The following is a 16867-nucleotide window of genomic DNA, read 5'->3' as shown; positions in this document are numbered from 1 at the left end:
CATTCCCAGCCCTGTTGCAGTCTTGCGAGTGGAGCTACACCCGGAATGAATGAGCAGACCCCAAGCGTCGAACGGCGCTATGAAGAATCGACCCCGGCAGCCTTGGGCAGCTGGGCACGTCAAGACACCACCTGGATGCTGGGCCTGTTCGGCACCGCCATCGGCGCAGGTACTTTATTCCTGCCCATCAATGCTGGCCTCGGTGGCTTCTGGCCGCTGATCATCCTGGCCGTGCTGGCCTTCCCGATGACTTACTTCGCCCACCGTGGCCTGACCCGTTTCGTCCTCTCCGGGCGCAAGGGCGGGGACATCACCGAAGTGGTCGAGGAACATTTCGGCATTACCGCCGGTGCATTGATCACCGTGCTGTACTTCTTCGCCATCTTCCCGATCCTGCTTATCTATAGCGTGGCGCTGACCAACACCGTCACCAGCTTCATGGAGCACCAGCTGCACATGACGCCGCCGCCGCGGGCGATCTTGTCGTTCGTGCTGATCCTGGGCCTGCTGGCCATTGTGCGCTGCGGTGAGCAGGCCACGGTCAAGGTCATGAGCCTGCTGGTCTACCCGTTCATCGTGGCCCTGGCGCTGCTGGGCCTGTACCTGGTACCGCACTGGACCGGTGGTATTCTCGACAGCGCCACCCAGCTGCCGTCGGGCTCGGCCTTCCTGCACACCGTGTGGCTGGCGATTCCGGTGATGGTGTTCTCGTTCAACCACTCGCCGATCATCTCGGCGTTCGCGGTCGACCAGAAGCGCCGTTACGGCGAGCATGCCGATGAGCGCAGCGGCCAGATCCTCGCCCGCGCCCACCTGCTGATGGTGGCCATGGTGCTGTTCTTCGTCTTCAGCTGCGTGCTGACCCTCAGCAGCGCCCAGCTGGCTGAAGCCAAGGCACAGAACCTGTCGATCCTGTCGTACCTGGCCAACCACTTCAGCAACCCGACCATTGAGTTTGCCGCACCGCTGATTGCCTTCATTGCTATCGCCAAGTCGTTCCTGGGCCACTACATCGGTGCCAGTGAAGGCCTGAAAGGCATCATTGCCAAAACCGGCGCGCGCCCGGGCGCCAAAGCCCTGGACCGCGTGGTCGCTGCGCTGATGCTGGTGGTGTGCTGGATCGTCGCCACCCTCAACCCAAGCATTCTGGGCATGATCGAATCGCTGGGCGGCCCGGTCATCGCGGTGCTGCTGTTCCTAATGCCGATGTACGCCATTCGCCGCGTGCCTTCGATGCGCAAGTACAGTGGGGCGATGTCCAACGTGTTCGTGGTCGCGGTTGGCGTGGTTGCGCTGACGTCGGTGGTTTACGGCTTGCTGAGCTGATCCACCGCCCGTGACAAGCAATGCCCAGGTCGCCTGTTGCGACCTGGGCATTTTTTTGTCCACAAGAATTGTCTGGCAATAAAACAATTTTTGCTTCACCCATAGGCACCCGGCCGCCTTCATGCTTAACTCGGTGTCCTTTTCAAACCCCGCATAAGGATTTCGTCCATGGCTCAAGTGACTCTCAAAGGCAACCCGGTTCAGGTCAAGGGCAACCTGCCGCAAGCCGGTGCTCAGGCGCCAGCCTTCTCGCTGGTGGGTGAAGGCCTGGCTGACAAGTCGCTGCAGGACTACGCCGGCAAGCGCAAGGTGCTGAACATCTTCCCGAGCGTCGACACCCCAACCTGTGCCACGTCGGTGCGCAAGTTCAATGCCCAGGCCAACGATGTAGCCAACACCGTGGTGCTGTGCATCTCCGCCGACCTGCCATTCGCCCAGGCGCGCTTCTGCGGTGCCGAAGGCCTGGAGAACGTGAAGAACCTGTCGACCCTGCGTGGCGCCGAGTTCCTCGAGAACTACGGTGTGGCCATCGCCGACGGCCCGCTGGCTGGCCTGGCTGCACGTGCAGTGGTCGTGCTGGACGAAAACGACAACGTGCTGCACAGCGAACTGGTCGGTGAAATCGCTGACGAGCCGAACTACGAGGCTGCGCTGGCTGTTCTGAAGTAAGGGAACTCCAGCCCCGCCCACCGCTCCAAGCAACACCCTGTAACGGCCCGGAACGATTTCCGGGCCGTTTTCGTTTAAAGTTCAGTGTTTTGGCAACGTCAGGCAAAGGTAAACCTCTGGTAAAGGGCCTTTGCTAAAACGATGCCAGTGCTTATCGTTCAACCCTCCCAAGTCGTCACTCCGAACAAGGTTCGTTCAACCCATGCAAGCGTCCAATTCCCGTTCCCCCCGTCGCTGGCTCGTCGGCCTGCTGATCCTGCTGCTGGTGGCCTTGCTGGCCTGGTGGCTGTGGCCCGCATCGCCTGCACATAAAGAAGCCAGCAGCGGGCGCATGGGCAAAGGCGGGCGCCCAGGTTTCGGGGCCTCCAGCGACCCGGTGCCGGTGCGTGTTGAGCCGGTTCGGGTGGGCGATTTCCCGCTGTACTACAAGGCGCTGGGCACGGTCACCGCGACCAACACCGTGAACGTGCGCAGCCGTGTGGCCGGTGAGCTGGTCAAGATCCACTTCAAGGAAGGCCAACAGGTCAAGGCTGGTGAACTGCTGGCCGAGATCGACCCTCGCAGCTACCGCATCGCCTTGCAGCAGGCCGAAGGCACCCTGGCGCAGAACCAGGCACAGCTGAAAAACGCCCAGGTCGACCTGGCGCGCTATAAAGGCCTGTATGCCGAGGACAGCATCGCCAAGCAGACCCTCGACACCGCAGAAGCCCAGGTCGCGCAATTCCAAGGCCTGGTCAAGACCAACCAGGCACAGGTCAGCGATGCGCGCCTGAACCTCGATTTCACCCAGATCCGCTCGCCGATCAATGGCCGGGTAGGCCTGCGCCAGCTTGACCTGGGCAACCTGGTGGCTGCCAACGACGCTACCGCGCTGGTGGTCATCACCCAGACCGAGCCGATCAACGTCGCGTTCACCCTGCCAGAAACCGAACTGAGCACCGTGCTGGAACGCTACCGCAGCGGCGCCAGCCTGCCGGTCGAGGCGTGGGACCGCAGCGACAGCAAGCTGCAGTCCACCGGGGTACTGGGCAGTATCGACAACCAGATCGACACCACCACCGGCACCCTCAAGTTCAAGGGCCGCTTCGAGAACAAGGACCTGGCGCTGTTCCCCAACCAGTTCGTCAATGTGCGCCTGTTGGCCGACACCCTCAAACAGGTGGTGCTGGCCCCGGCTGCGGCTATCCAGTTTGGCAACGATGGCACCTTTGCCTATGTGGTCAATGCCCAGAACACCGTCAATATCCGCAAGCTCAAGGTTGGCGCCAGCGACGGCGAGAACAGCGTGATCGTTGAAGGCCTGGCTGCCGGCGATCGCCTGGTGCTGGAAGGCACCGATCGCCTGCGTGAAGGCACCAAGGTAGAGGTGGTCGAAGACAGCTCGCAGGTGCCAACCACCCCAGGCCAGCACCTGCAGGGCCAGGACGCCAAGGGCTCGGCCCAAGCCGGTGAAGCAGGCAAGGCGGGCGCATGAACCTCTCGCGCCTGTTCATCCTGCGCCCGGTCGCCACCACGCTGAGCATGCTGGCCATCGTCCTGGCCGGCCTGATTGCCTATAAGCTGCTGCCAGTCTCGGCGCTGCCGCAGGTCGACTACCCGACCATCCGGGTCATGACCCTGTACCCAGGGGCCAGCCCGCAAGTCATGACCAGTGCGGTCACCGCGCCGCTGGAACGCCAGTTCGGGCAGATGCCGGGGCTGACCCAGATGGCCTCGACCAGCTCCGGCGGGGCGTCGGTGCTGACGTTGCGTTTCAGCCTCGACATGAACATGGACGTTGCCGAGCAGCAGGTGCAGGCCGCGATCAACGCTGCCAGCAACTTGCTGCCCAGCGACTTGCCGGCGCCACCGGTCTACAACAAGGTCAACCCGGCCGACACGCCTGTGCTGACCCTGGCCATCTCCTCCAAGACCATGCCGCTGCCCAAGCTCAACGACTTGGTCGACACCCGTGTGGCCCAGAAGCTTGCCCAGATCAGTGGCGTGGGTATGGTCAGCATCGCTGGCGGCCAGCGTCAGGCGGTACGTATCAAGGTCAACGTCGATGCGTTGGCCGCCAACGGCCTCAACCTCGAGGACGTGCGGACGCTGATCGGGGCGTCCAACGTCAACCAGCCCAAGGGTAACTTCGATGGCCCGACCCGGGTGTCGATGCTCGATGCCAACGATCAACTGCGCTCCCCCGCGGAATACGCCAACCTGATCCTGTCCTATAACAACGGCGCGCCGCTGCGCCTGAAGGACGTCGCCGAGATCGTCGATGGTGCCGAAAACGAGCGCCTCGCGGCCTGGGCCAACGAAAACCAGGCGGTGTTGCTGAATATCCAGCGCCAGCCGGGCGCCAACGTCATCGAGGTGGTCGACCGGATCAAGGAACTGCTCCCCTCGATCACCGATAACCTGCCTGCCGGCCTGGACGTATCGGTACTGACCGACCGCACCCAGACCATCCGCGCCGCGGTCAAGGACGTGCAGCACGAGCTGCTGATCGCCATCGTCCTGGTGGTTATGGTCACCTTTGTGTTCCTGCGTCGTTTCAGCGCCACCATCATCCCCTCGATCGCCGTACCGCTGTCGTTGATCGGCACCTTTGGCGTGATGTACCTGGCCGGGTTCTCGGTCAATAACCTGACCCTGATGGCTCTGACTATTGCCACCGGCTTCGTGGTGGATGACGCCATCGTCATGCTGGAGAACATCTCCCGCCACATCGAAGAAGGCGAAACGCCGATGCAGGCCGCGCTCAAGGGCGCCCGGCAGATTGGCTTCACCCTCATATCGCTGACCTTCTCGCTGATCGCGGTCCTGATTCCGCTGCTGTTCATGGCCGACGTGGTCGGCCGCCTGTTCCGCGAGTTCGCCATCACCCTGGCGGTGGCGATTCTGATTTCCCTGGTCGTGTCGTTGACCCTTACGCCGATGATGTGCGCGCGGTTGCTCAAGCGTGAGCCCAAGGAAGAAGAGCAGGGCCGTTTCTACCGCGCCAGCGGCGCCTGGATCGACTGGCTCATCGAACATTATGGCCGTGGCCTGCAGTGGGTGCTCAAACACCAGCCGCTGACCCTGCTGGTGGCCGTGGCCAGCCTGGGGCTCACCGTGGTCCTGTACATCGCCGTGCCCAAGGGCTTCTTCCCGGTGCAGGACACCGGCGTGATCCAGGGTATTTCCGAGGCGCCACAGTCGACTTCGTTCGCCGCCATGAGCGAACGCCAGCAGTCGCTGAGCAAGGTGATCCTGCAGGACCCGGCGGTGCAGAGCCTGTCGTCCTACATCGGCGTGGATGGCGACAACGCCACGCTCAACAGCGGGCGCCTACTGATCAACCTCAAGCCGCACGGCGAGCGGGATGTGACCGCTGGCGAGGTCATCAGCCGCCTGCAGCCGCAGCTCGACAAGCTGGTGGGTATCCGCCTGTTCATGCAGCCGGTGCAGGACTTGAGTATCGAGGACCGGGTCAGCCGCACCCAGTACCAGTTCAGCCTGTCGTCACCTGACGCCGACCTGCTGGCGCAGTGGAGCGGCAAGCTGGTGCAGGCGCTGCAACAGCGCCCAGAGCTTGCCGATGTGGCCAGCGACCTGCAGGACAAGGGCCTGCAGGTGTACCTGGTGATCGACCGCGACATGGCCAGCCGCTTGGGCATCTCGGTTTCGCAGATCACCAACGCCTTGTACGACGCCTTTGGCCAGCGGCAGATCTCGACCATCTACACCCAGGCCAGCCAGTACCGCGTGGTGCTGCAGTCGCAAGCCGCCGCCAGCATCGGCCCGCAGGCCTTGGAGTCGATCCACGTCAAGGCCACCGATGGCGGCCAGGTGCGGCTGTCGGCGTTGGCCCGTATCGAGCAGCGCCAGGCGCAGTTGGCGATCTCGCACATCGGCCAGTTCCCGGCGGTGATGATGTCGTTCAACCTGGCCCATGGCGCGTCGCTGGGCGAGGCGGTCAAGGTGATCGAACAGGTGCAGCAGGACATCGGCATGCCGATCGGCGTGCAGACCCGCTTCCAAGGTGCTGCAGAAGCCTTCCAGGCCTCGCTGTCGAGCACCTTGCTGCTGATTCTCGCTGCGGTGGTGACCATGTACATCGTGCTGGGTGTGCTCTACGAGAGCTACATCCACCCGGTGACCATTCTCTCGACCTTGCCCTCGGCGGCGGTGGGGGCCTTGCTGGCGCTGCTCATCAGTGGCAATGACCTGGGGATGATCGCCATCATCGGCATCATCCTGCTGATCGGCATCGTCAAGAAAAACGCGATCATGATGATCGACTTTGCCCTGGAAGCCGAGCGCAACCAGGGCATGAGCCCGCAGGACGCCATCTACCAGGCCGCATTGCTGCGTTTCCGGCCGATTCTGATGACGACGTTGGCCGCGCTGTTCGGCGCCGTGCCGCTGATGCTGGCGACCGGGTCCGGTGCCGAGCTGCGCCAGCCGCTGGGCCTGGTGATGGTGGGCGGGCTGCTGGTCAGCCAGGTGCTGACACTGTTCACTACGCCGGTCATCTACCTGTACTTCGACCGCCTGGCCCGTCGTTGGCGCCCGGCCACTGATGCCAAGCAGGCTGAGGCATGAACCTGTCCGGACCGTTTATTCGTCGCCCGGTGGCGACGATGCTGCTGAGCCTGGCGATCATGCTGCTGGGCGGCGTCAGCTTCGGCCTGTTGCCGGTTGCGCCGCTGCCGCAGATGGACTTCCCGGTGATCGTGGTGCAGGCCAACCTGTCCGGCGCCAGCCCGGAGGTGATGGCCGCCACGGTGGCCACGCCTTTGGAACGCAAGCTGGGCAGTATCGCGGGCGTCACTACGCTGACCAGTAGCTCTAACCAGGGCTCGACGCGGGTGGTCATCGGCTTCGAAATGGGCCGTGACATCGACGGTGCGGCGCGTGAGGTGCAGGCGGCGATCAACGCCACCCGTAACCTGCTGCCCAGTGGCATGCGCAGCATGCCGACGTACAAGAAGATCAACCCCTCGCAGGCACCGATCATGGTGCTGTCGTTGACCTCTGACGTGCTGAAGAAAGGCCAGTTGTACGATTTGGCTGACACCATCCTGTCCCAGAGCCTGGCCCAGGTATCCGGGGTAGGGGAGGTGCAGATCGGCGGCAGTTCGCTGCCCGCCGTGCGCATCTCGGTGGAGCCGCAGTTGCTCAACCAGTACGGCCTGTCGCTGGACGAGGTGCGTACCGCCGTGTCCAACGCCAACCAACGCCGGCCCATGGGCTTCGTCGAGGATGCCGAGCGCAGTTGGGAGGTGCGGGCGAATGACCAGTTGGAAACGGCGAAGGACTACGAGCCGGTAGTGATACGCCAGCAGAACGGCACTATCCTGCGCCTGTCCGACGTCGCCACCCTCACAGACAGCGTTGAAAACCGCTACAACAGCGGCTTCTTCAACGACCAGAGCGCGGTGTTGCTGGTGGTCAACCGCCAGACCGGCGCCAACATCATCGAGACGGTCGACCAGATCAAGTCGCAGTTGCCGGCGTTGCAGTCGTTGTTGCCAGCCAGCGTGCAGCTGAACGTGGCCATGGACCGCTCGCTGGTGATCAAAGCCACCCTCAAGGAGGCTGAGCACACGCTGCTGATCGCGGTGGGGCTGGTGATTCTGGTTGTCTACCTGTTCCTCGGCAGCCTGCGTGCCTCGTTGATCCCCAGCCTGGCAGTACCGGTGTCGCTGGTGGGCACGTTCGCGGTCATGTATTTGTGCGGTTTCTCCCTCAACAACCTGTCGCTGATGGCGCTGATCCTGGCCACGGGCCTGGTGGTTGACGATGCCATTGTGGTGCTGGAAAACATCTCCCGGCACATCGAGGACGGCCAGCCGCCGATGCGTGCGGCGTTCCTCGGTGCCAAGGAAGTGGGCTTCACGCTGCTGTCGATGAACGTTTCGTTGGTGGCGGTGTTCGTCTCCATTCTGTTCATGGGGGGTATCGTACGTAGCCTGTTCCAGGAGTTTTCCATCACCCTGGCGGCTGCAATCATTGTCTCGCTGGTGGTCTCGCTGACCCTCACGCCGATGCTCTGCGCCCGTTGGCTGAAACCGCACCAGGCCGAACAGAGCCGCCTACAGCGCTGGAGCGACAAGGTTCATCAGCGCATGGTCAACGGCTATGACCGCAGCCTCGGCTGGGTGCTACGGCACAAGCGCCTGACCTTGCTGAGCCTGCTGGCCACCATCGGTATCAACATCGCGTTGTATGTGGTGGTGCCCAAGACGCTGATGCCGCAGCAGGACACCGGCCAATTGATTGGCTTTATCCGTGGTGACGATGGCCTGTCGTTCAGCGTGATGCAGCCGAAGATGGAAACCTACCGCCGCGCCTTGCTGGCCGACCCTGCGGTACAGAGCGTTGCTGGCTTCATCGGCGGCAACAGTGGCACCAACAATGCGATGGTGATTGTGCGCCTGAAACCGATCAGCGAGCGCAAGATGGATGCCCAGAAGGTGATCGAGCGCCTGCGCAAAGAGATGCCCAAGGTGCCCGGCGGGCGGCTGTTCCTGATGGCCGACCAGGACCTGCAGTTAGGTGGCGGTGGGCGTGACCAGACGTCGTCGCAGTACCTCTATACCTTGCAGAGTGGCGACCTGGCGGCCCTTCGCGAGTGGTTCCCGAAAGTGGTCGCGGCAGTGCGCGCATTGCCCGAACTGACCGCCATCGACGCCCGTGATGGCGCGGGTACCCCGCAGGTTACCCTAGTGGTCGACCGTGATCAGGCCAAGCGCCTGGGCATCGACATGGACATGGTGACCACGGTGCTCAACAACGCCTACAGCCAGCGGCAGATCTCGACCATCTACGGCAGCCTCAACCAGTACCAGGTGGTGCTGGAGATCAACCCGAAATACGCCTGGGACCCGAGCACGCTGGAACAGGTGCAGGTGATCACCAGCGACGGTGCCCGCGTGCCGTTGTCGACCATCGCCCACTACGAAAACAGCTTGGCCAATGACCGGGTCAGCCACGAAGGCCAGTTCGCTTCCGAAGACATCGCCTTCGACGTTGCCGAAGGCTACAGCCCCGACCAGGCCATGGCTGCAGTGGAGCGGGCGGTGGCCAAGCTTGGCCTGCCCGAGGAAGTCATCGCCAAACTCGGTGGCACCGCCGACGCCTTTGCCAAGACCCAGGAGGGCCAACCCTTCATGATTCTGGGCGCGCTGGTGCTGGTGTACCTGGTGCTGGGCATTCTGTATGAAAGCTACATTCACCCGCTGACCATTCTGTCGACCCTGCCCTCGGCCGGCGTCGGTGCCTTGCTGGCGCTCTACGTCACCGGAGGCGAGTTCAGCCTGATCTCGCTGCTGGGCCTGTTCTTGCTGATTGGCGTGGTGAAAAAGAACGCGATCCTGATGATCGACCTGGCCCTGCAGCTGGAGCGCCAACAAGGCCTGTCGCCGGAGGAATCGATCCGCCGCGCCTGCCTGCTGCGCCTGCGGCCGATCCTGATGACCACCCTGGCGGCCATCCTCGGCGCCTTGCCGTTGCTGGTGAGCCGTGCCGAGGGGGCGGAAATGCGCCAGCCTTTGGGCTTGACCATCATCGGCGGCCTGGTCTTCAGCCAGATCCTCACCCTTTATACGACGCCGGTGGTCTACCTGTACCTCGACCGCCTGCGTCACCGTTTCAACCATTGGCGCGGCGTACGCACTGACGCCGCTCTGGAAACCCCGCTATGAATTTTGCCCAGACACCGCTTCACCGTGCCCTGCAGTCATTGACCCTGGGGCGTGGCTCGCGTCTGCTCGGCGCCAGTCTGTGCGTGGCGCTGCTCAGTGCCTGTACCCTGAGCCCGGACTACCACCGCCCCGAGCTGAGCACCCCGGCGCATTACAAGCAGGCCGAGGGCTGGACCCAGGCCAAGCCCTCGGACGCGATCGCCCGTGGCGCCTGGTGGGAAGTCTACGGCGATGCCGGGCTCAATGCGCTGGTCGAAGAGCTCAACCGCAGCAACCAGACGGTAGCGCAGTCGGAGGCCCAGTACCGTCAGGCCCAGGCCCTGGTGCGCAGCAGCCGCGCCGCGCTGTTCCCCAGCCTGGACTTGAGCGCCAGCAAGAACCGCTCTGCCCAGGGTACTGGAAGCTCGAGTTCCAGCCTGTCGAACAACAGCAGCGGCATCCGCAACACCTACAACACCCAGCTCGGCGTGAGCTGGGAAATCGACCTGTGGGGCAAGCTGCGTGAAACCTTGAACGCTAACGAAGCCAGTGCCGAAGCCAGCTTCGCCGACCTTGCCTCGATCCGCCTGAGCCAGCAGTCGGAGCTGGTGCAGAACTACCTGCAGTTGCGTGTGATCGACGAGCAGAAGCGCCTGTTGGAAGCGACCGTGGCCACCTACGAACGCTCGCTGCGCATGACTGAAAACCAATACCGTGCCGGTGTGTCTGGCCCGGATGCGGTGGCGCAGGCGCGCACGCAGCTGAAGAGCACCCAGGCGGACCTGATCGACCTGATCTGGCAGCGTGCGCAGTTCGAAAATGCCATTGCCGTGTTGCTGGGCAAGGCCCCGGCGAATTTTGCCCTGGCAGACAGCAAGACCATCCCAGCGCTGCCGCAAATTCCAGTGACGTTGCCCTCGCAGTTGCTCGAACGCCGCCCGGACATTGCCTCGGCCGAGCGCAATGTGATGGCAGCCAATGCCAATATCGGGGTATCGCGGGCCGCTTACTTCCCCGACCTGAGCCTGAGCATGAGTGGCGGGTATTCCAGCAGCAGCTTCAGCAACTGGATCGAACTGCCGAACCGTTACTGGTCGGTGGGGCCTTCGCTGGCCATGACCTTGTTCGATGCGGGCAAGCGTAGCGCCGAGGTGGACCGCACCGTCGCGGTGTACGACCAGACCGTGGCGCAGTACCGCCAGACCGTGCTGGATGGCTTCAAGGAGGTGGAGAACTTCCTGGTGCAGCTGAAGGTGTACGGCGATGAAGCGGTGGTGCGCCAGGAGGCACTGGACGCGGCGCGTGAGTCGCTGCGCCTGACTGAAAATCAGTACCGTGCAGGGCTGATTGGCTACCTGGATGTGGTGAACGTGCAGACCACCGCGCTGAGCAACGAGCGCAGTGTGCTGAACCTGCTGCAGGGGCGGTTGGTGGCCAGTGTGCAACTGATTGCTGCGCTGGGCGGCGGCTGGGATGCCGAGCAGGCGTTTGCCGAACAGGAGTGATGGCCGGCCATTCATGCTGGGCTATAAGTGCCACTTCGTGGCCCCATGCCTCGATCACTGTAGGAGCAGCCTTGTGCTGCGAAGAGGCCCTTACGGCTACTACATCTTTGCCAGGCATACGGGCCTCTTCGCAGCACAAGGCTGCTCCTATGTATGGACTCGCCCACACTGTCTAGCTGCTTTTGAACTTAGGAACCCGGTTGCATCTATGTATCGCTTCTTCATGGTCTCGCCCTCGCTGCCGTTGGCTTCTTTGAACGCCACCGTGGCACTGTGATGCCTCGGCGGGGGCGAGTCCATCGATTACAAAGACGTGCGCATGACTGGGCTTTGGTAGCCGCTGAGTCTTACGTGCGGGCCTTGAGGATGACGAACTTCGTATTGAACATAGGGTTTAGCCCTTCCTTGTAGGAGCAGCCTTGTGCTGCGAAGAGGCCCTAACGGCTAATACATCGCTACCAGGCATACGGGCCTCTTCGCAGCGCAAGGTACGTATGCCCAGCCGTGGCATCCCAGCACTTGGATCCATTCCCATTCGCAAAAACCCCGTGCGTTTCGCCAAAGCTTGAGTACAATCGTCAGCTTTTTCCGGGCCCCCTGGCCCGTCGCTGGAACTCCCAATGCTGACCGGTAGCTACTCCTCTTCGCTGGTGTTGATTTCGCTGTGCGTGGCGATCCTGGCGTCCTACACTGCCCTTGACCTGACCGGCCGTATCGCGACGGCCAAAGGCAGGGCTGTGCACCTGTGGATGGGGGGCGGTGCGTTGGCCATGGGGGTCGGCGTGTGGTCGATGCACTTCATCGGCATGCTCGCGTTCAGCCTGCCCATTGACCTGGGCTACGACCTTGGCCTGACTGCGTTCTCGCTGTTGATTGCGGTGCTGTCGTCAGGCTTTGCCTTGTGGCTGGTAAGCCAGCCGAGCCTGCCCTGGCTGCAACTGGGCTTTGGCGCGTTGATCATGGGCGCGGGCATCAGTTGCATGCACTACACCGGTATGGCCGCGCTGCGCATGCTGCCGGGCATCGACTATGACCCTGCGCTGTTCGGCGCCTCGCTGATGATCGCCGTGGGCGCCTCGGCAGCGGCGTTGTGGATCGCGTTCCGCTTGCGCAAGCACACCCCTTACGTCCGGCAGATTCGTGGCCTGGCAGCAGTGATCATGGGGATGGCCATCGTCGGCATGCACTACACCGGCATGGCCGCAGCCAATTTCCCCGAGGGCAGTTTCTGTGGTGCGCTGGCCGATGGGCTGCAAGGCGACGGGCTGGTCTACCTGGTGTTGATCACCACCCTGGCAGTGCTGGCGGTAGCTTTGTTGACCTCGGTACTGGACGCGCGCCTCGAAGCGCGTACGGCGGAACTGGCCCGTTCGCTGACACTGGCCAACCAGGAACTGACCCAGCTGGCCCTGCACGACACGCTCACCGACCTGCCCAACCGCACCTTGTTGGCCGACCGCATCGAGCAAGCCATCGCCAAGGTGGCGGAGCAGGGCGGTTGTTTTGCGCTGATGTTCATCGACCTGGATGGCTTCAAACCGGTCAACGATGCCTTTGGTCACCACGTCGGCGACTTGCTGCTCAAGGCCGTCGCGGCGCGCCTGCGCGGCCATTTGCACAGCCAGGACACGCTGGCGCGCATTGGCGGCGACGAGTTCGTGCTGCTGGTGGAGTTGCAGGAGCCCAACGATGCCATGGACGTGGCGGTCAAGCAGGTCAACCTGGTGTCGCGGCCGTTCCGCGTCGCCGAGCATGATTTGCAGCTCACGGCCAGCCTGGGTATCGTCCTGTACCCCGGCAATGGCCAGGATCAGCACGAGTTGCTGCGCAATGCCGATGCCGCGATGTACCACGCCAAAAGCGCCGGTAAAAACGGCTACAGCTTCTTCGACGCGTCGATGAACAGCAACGCGCGGCAGCAATTGCAGTTATTGCAGGACCTGCGCCAGGCCCTGGAGCAGCGCCAGTTCCGCCTGCACTATCAGCCCAAGTTCGATGCCCAGGCCTGCCAGCCAATCGGTGCCGAAGCGTTGCTGCGCTGGGAGCACCCACAGCAGGGCCTGCTGCTGCCTGACCGGTTCATCGGCCTGGCGGAAAAAACCGGCCTGATCATCCCGATTGGCGAGTGGGTGCTTGACGAAGCCTGCCGGCAGATGCGCCAGTGGCTGAACCAGGGCCACCAGGGGTGGCGTATGGCAGTCAACCTGTCGGCCATCCAGTTTTGCCATGCGGGGCTGGTCGACAGCGTGGCCCGGGCCCTGCGCGAAAACGGCCTGCCGGCCAACTGCCTGACCCTGGAGATTACCGAGACCACCGCCATGCATGATGCCGATGCTAGCCTGACAGTGTTGCAGCGCCTGTCCGACTTGGGCGTGGACTTGTCCATCGATGACTTCGGCACGGGCTATTCCAGCCTCATGTACCTGAAGCGACTGCCGGCCAACGAGCTGAAGATCGACCGGGGGTTTGTGCGTGACCTGGAGCAGGACAGCGATGACGCCGCGATCGTCTCGGCGATTGTCGCACTGGGCCAGGCGCTGGGCTTGCGCATCGTTGCCGAAGGGGTAGAGACGGACAAGCAACAAGACTTCCTCACCCGCCTGGGGTGCGATTCGCTGCAGGGTTATCTGCTCGGGCAACCGGTGCCAGCCGAGCAATTCATGGGCAAATTGCAGGCCATGCGGGAGACGCCCGAGGCGGCAGTCTAGCCTGCGTCGCGCAGGGCGAAGACGGGTACGAAGGCGTCCATCTCAGCCTCGACCGCTTCAATGATGCGCTCGACATCCGCAGCGGCCATGATCGCAGCGCAGGGGATGCCGGCAATAGCCAGCAAGGTTTCTCCGGTGGCGCGGTCGAACAGGCGCGCGATCATGCTGCGCGGTGCATCCATGCTGGCTTCGAAGCCGAGCGGGTGGAAATGCCAGCGCATCACCTGGCAGGCGTTCGGGAACGTCATTTTGTTCATGCCAGCCTCCTTGTCCGTACCTGGACGCGGTGAGCGGGAGGCCGCGTGCACGGCCGCCGGGAATGTAACCATAGCACCTGCCACGCCATTGCCCAGGGTGGGAATACGCCGGAATCGTGGAGGTTTGACCTAGGTCACAGTGCTGTTAGGGCCGCTATCCACCGGCAGCTCGCCTGGCAAACGTTTTCCTTGCGGGGTGCCGCAAGTAACGGCCGCCTCTACCGCACTGGGTTTTCGGACGAGCGGTGTGTGCTACCCCAGCAGGCCGGCCGCAATGTTGATGGTGAACCCCAGAATGGCCGTGTTGAACACGAACCCTACCACTGAATGTGCCAGCACCACCCGGCGCAACCCCCGGCCAGCGACGCCGACATCGGACGTTTGCACCGCCACACTGATAGTGAACGAGAAGTAGTGAAAGTCCCAGTAATCCGGGTTGCGCTCGCCATCGGCAAAGCGCAGCGGGGGCTCATGGTTCTGGCCGGTATAGAACAGCCGGGCATAGTGCAGGCTGAAGATGCAGCCGATCAACAGCCAGGAGCCGGCCACGGTCAACCCGGTGTACAAGTAGTGCAGGGCCAGGGCGCTGCCTTGCAGGCCGCGGCTGGAGACCAGTTGCAAGGTGATTGCGGCCAGGCTGGCGATGGCAGCGATGCAGACGGTGAGCAGGACCAGGCCGGCGTTCTCATCCTCGACCTGGGCAACGTTGCGGACCTTTTCCGGGTTGGCGCTCCAGGTAAGCCACAGGACCAGCAGCAGGTAGAGCCAGACGCCGAGGTTCCAGCCGACCAGAATGTGCTGGACCGTGTCACCGGCAGGGATCAGCCAGGCGCCGATGATGCCGACCAAGGTGGCGAACGTGAGGCGAGGGTGGGTACGTGTCAGGCGGTGAAAAGCCATGGGGCCTCGTTGCCGGGGAGTGGTGGCTAATACTCTAGACCATCGCCAAGTGCTGGCGGCTTTCATCGCGTCGCCCGTCGCGCGGCGTTGCAACTCTCAGTACACTGCACGTTCCAACACCAACATTCGTTGAACTCGAGGTTTCTGCATGACGCTCAGTCCTTTGGCAGGCAAGCCGGCTCCGGCCAGCGTGCTGGTCGATATCCCCCGACTGCTCACCGCTTACTACACCGGCCGCCCCGACGCTGGCGTGGTGGCCCAACGGGTGGCCTTCGGCACCTCGGGGCACCGAGGCACCTCGCTTGAGCTGAGTTTCAACGAGTACCACGTACTGGCCATTACCCAGGCCATCTGCCTGTACCGCCAGGAGAAGGGCATCGATGGCCCGCTGTTCATTGGCGCCGACACCCATGCGCTGTCGGCACCGGCCACGGCCAGTGCCCTGGAAGTGCTGGCGGCCAATGGCGTGCAGGTGATGCTGTCCAAAGACGACGAGTACACGCCGACCCCAGCGGTGTCCCACGCCATCCTGTGCTACAACCGTGGCCGCGAGCAGGGCCTGGCCGATGGCATCGTCATCACGCCGTCGCACAACCCGCCGCAAAGCGGTGGCTTCAAGTACAACCCGCCCAATGGCGGCCCAGCCGACAGCGACGTGACCAAGTGGGTCGAGGCCAAGGCCAACGAGCTGCTGGCTGCGAACCTTGCTGGCGTCAAACGCATGGACCATGCCCAGGCACTGCAGGCTGCCACCACGCACCGCCACGACTACGTGAGCCACTACGTGGCAGACCTGGGCAATGTCATCGACTTCGACGTGATTCGCAGCGCCAACCTGCGCCTGGGCGTCGACCCGCTGGGCGGCGCCGGGGTTAACTACTGGTCGGCGATTGCCAAGCATTACAAGCTGAACCTGGAAGTGGTCAACAGCGAGGTCGACCCGACCTTCCGCTTCATGACCGTCGACTGGGACGGCCAGATCCGCATGGACCCATCCTCGCCCTACGCGATGCAGGGCCTTATCGGCCTGCGCGAGCGCTTTGACGTGGCCTTTGCCTGCGACCCGGACCACGACCGCCACGGCATCGTCACCCCGGATGGCCTGCTGCAGCCGAACAACTACCTGGCCGTGGCCATCGACTACCTGTTCCGCCACCGCCCGCAATGGCGCAGCGACGCAGCCGTGGGCAAGACCGTGGTGTCCAGTGGCCTGATCGACCGCGTTACCGAGCGCCTGGGCCGTAAATTGTTCGAAGTGCCGGTAGGCTTCAAGTTCTTCGCCCAGGGCCTGTTCGACGGGTCGTTGGGCTTTGGTGGCGAGGAGAGCGCGGGGGCTTCGTTCCTGCGGCGCGATGGGTCGGTCTGGGCCACTGACAAGGACGGTTTGATCCCGGCCTTGCTGGCCGCCGAGATGACCGCACGCACCGGTCGCAACCCGAGCCAGGCTTATGCCGACCTGACCTCAGCACTGGGCAAACCGTATGCCACCCGCGTCGAGGCCAAGGCGGATGCCCGGCAGAAGGCGTTGTTGAGCAAGCTGGCACCTGAGCAGGTTAAATCCACAGAGCTTGCTGGTGAGCCAATCGTGCAGATCCTCAGCCATGCACCGGGTAACGGCCAGGCGATTGGCGGGTTGAAAGTGATGACCGCCAACGGCTGGTTTGCCGCACGGCCGTCGGGCACCGAGGACATCTACAAGATCTATGCCGAAAGCTTTATCGACGAGGCGCACCTGCAGCGCCTGGTGCAGGAAGCGCAGGTGTTGGTGGACGCGGCGATCGCCTGATTGTACTCAAGGGGCTGCCTTGCAGCCCATCGCCGGCAAGTCGGCTCCCACAGGTTTTTCGCAA

The 16867-nt window shown here is 63.3% G+C and carries 10 protein-coding genes; 8 read left to right on the top strand and 2 right to left on the bottom strand.

Annotation, left to right across the window (positions count from 1 at the left end; genetic code table 11):
- The first annotated feature begins 45 nt into the window (after positions 1 to 45).
- The 7 genes from ACMCNM_RS17890 (at position 46) to ACMCNM_RS17860 (ending at position 13860) form a co-directional block, all read left to right on the top strand.
- Positions 46 to 1326, top strand: coding sequence for a serine/threonine transporter (locus ACMCNM_RS17890; protein WP_412765070.1), 1281 nt, complete (start codon positions 46 to 48; stop codon positions 1324 to 1326).
- A gap of 168 nt (positions 1327 to 1494) precedes the next feature.
- Positions 1495 to 1995, top strand: a complete 501-nt coding sequence (gene tpx / locus ACMCNM_RS17885) for a thiol peroxidase (RefSeq protein WP_252823768.1) — start codon at positions 1495 to 1497, stop codon at positions 1993 to 1995.
- 202 nt (positions 1996 to 2197) lie between these two features.
- Positions 2198 to 3469 carry an MdtA/MuxA family multidrug efflux RND transporter periplasmic adaptor subunit gene (locus ACMCNM_RS17880; RefSeq protein WP_027593594.1) on the top strand — a complete coding sequence of 424 codons (1272 nt, stop codon included), beginning with the start codon at positions 2198 to 2200 and terminating at the stop codon, positions 3467 to 3469.
- Positions 3466 to 6564, top strand: coding sequence for an MdtB/MuxB family multidrug efflux RND transporter permease subunit (locus ACMCNM_RS17875; RefSeq protein WP_027593593.1), 3099 nt, complete (start codon positions 3466 to 3468; stop codon positions 6562 to 6564). The genes ACMCNM_RS17880 and ACMCNM_RS17875 overlap by 4 nt, the downstream gene beginning before the upstream one ends.
- A complete protein-coding gene (locus ACMCNM_RS17870) occupies positions 6561 to 9668 on the top strand; it encodes an efflux RND transporter permease subunit (protein WP_412765069.1) in 3108 nt (1035 codons plus the stop codon). Before ACMCNM_RS17875 ends, ACMCNM_RS17870 begins: the two co-directional genes overlap by 4 nt.
- Positions 9665 to 11152, top strand: coding sequence for an efflux transporter outer membrane subunit (locus ACMCNM_RS17865; RefSeq protein ID WP_412765068.1), 1488 nt, complete (start codon positions 9665 to 9667; stop codon positions 11150 to 11152). The genes ACMCNM_RS17870 and ACMCNM_RS17865 overlap by 4 nt, the downstream gene beginning before the upstream one ends.
- 620 nt (positions 11153 to 11772) lie before the next feature.
- The gene (locus ACMCNM_RS17860; protein ID WP_412765067.1) at positions 11773 to 13860 is read left to right on the top strand and encodes a putative bifunctional diguanylate cyclase/phosphodiesterase; all 2088 of its coding nucleotides are present in this window, start codon (positions 11773 to 11775) and stop codon (positions 13858 to 13860) included.
- Here the strand turns inward: ACMCNM_RS17860 and ACMCNM_RS17855 are convergent.
- On the bottom strand, positions 13857 to 14117 hold the full coding sequence (locus ACMCNM_RS17855) for a DUF1652 domain-containing protein (RefSeq protein WP_027593589.1): 261 nt from the start codon (positions 14115 to 14117) through the stop codon (positions 13857 to 13859). The genes ACMCNM_RS17860 and ACMCNM_RS17855 overlap by 4 nt on opposite strands.
- 252 nt (positions 14118 to 14369) lie before the next feature.
- The gene (locus ACMCNM_RS17850; RefSeq protein ID WP_186680265.1) at positions 14370 to 15017 is read right to left on the bottom strand and encodes a DUF1345 domain-containing protein; all 648 of its coding nucleotides are present in this window, start codon (positions 15015 to 15017) and stop codon (positions 14370 to 14372) included.
- 148 nt (positions 15018 to 15165) lie between these two features.
- Here ACMCNM_RS17850 and pgm point away from each other — a divergent pair, with 148 nt between their 5' ends.
- Positions 15166 to 16803: a phosphoglucomutase (alpha-D-glucose-1,6-bisphosphate-dependent) gene (gene pgm / locus ACMCNM_RS17845; RefSeq protein ID WP_186703578.1), complete on the top strand. Its 1638-nt coding sequence runs from the start codon at positions 15166 to 15168 to the stop codon at positions 16801 to 16803.
- Positions 16804 to 16867 lie beyond the last annotated feature (64 nt).

It is taken from the genome of Pseudomonas sp. NGC7 (assembly GCF_047159675.1).
Lineage (GTDB): Bacteria > Pseudomonadota > Gammaproteobacteria > Pseudomonadales > Pseudomonadaceae > Aquipseudomonas > Aquipseudomonas kermanshahensis.
The sequence above is the reverse complement of the archived record's forward strand: the minus strand, read 5'-3'. Positions and strand labels throughout refer to the sequence as shown.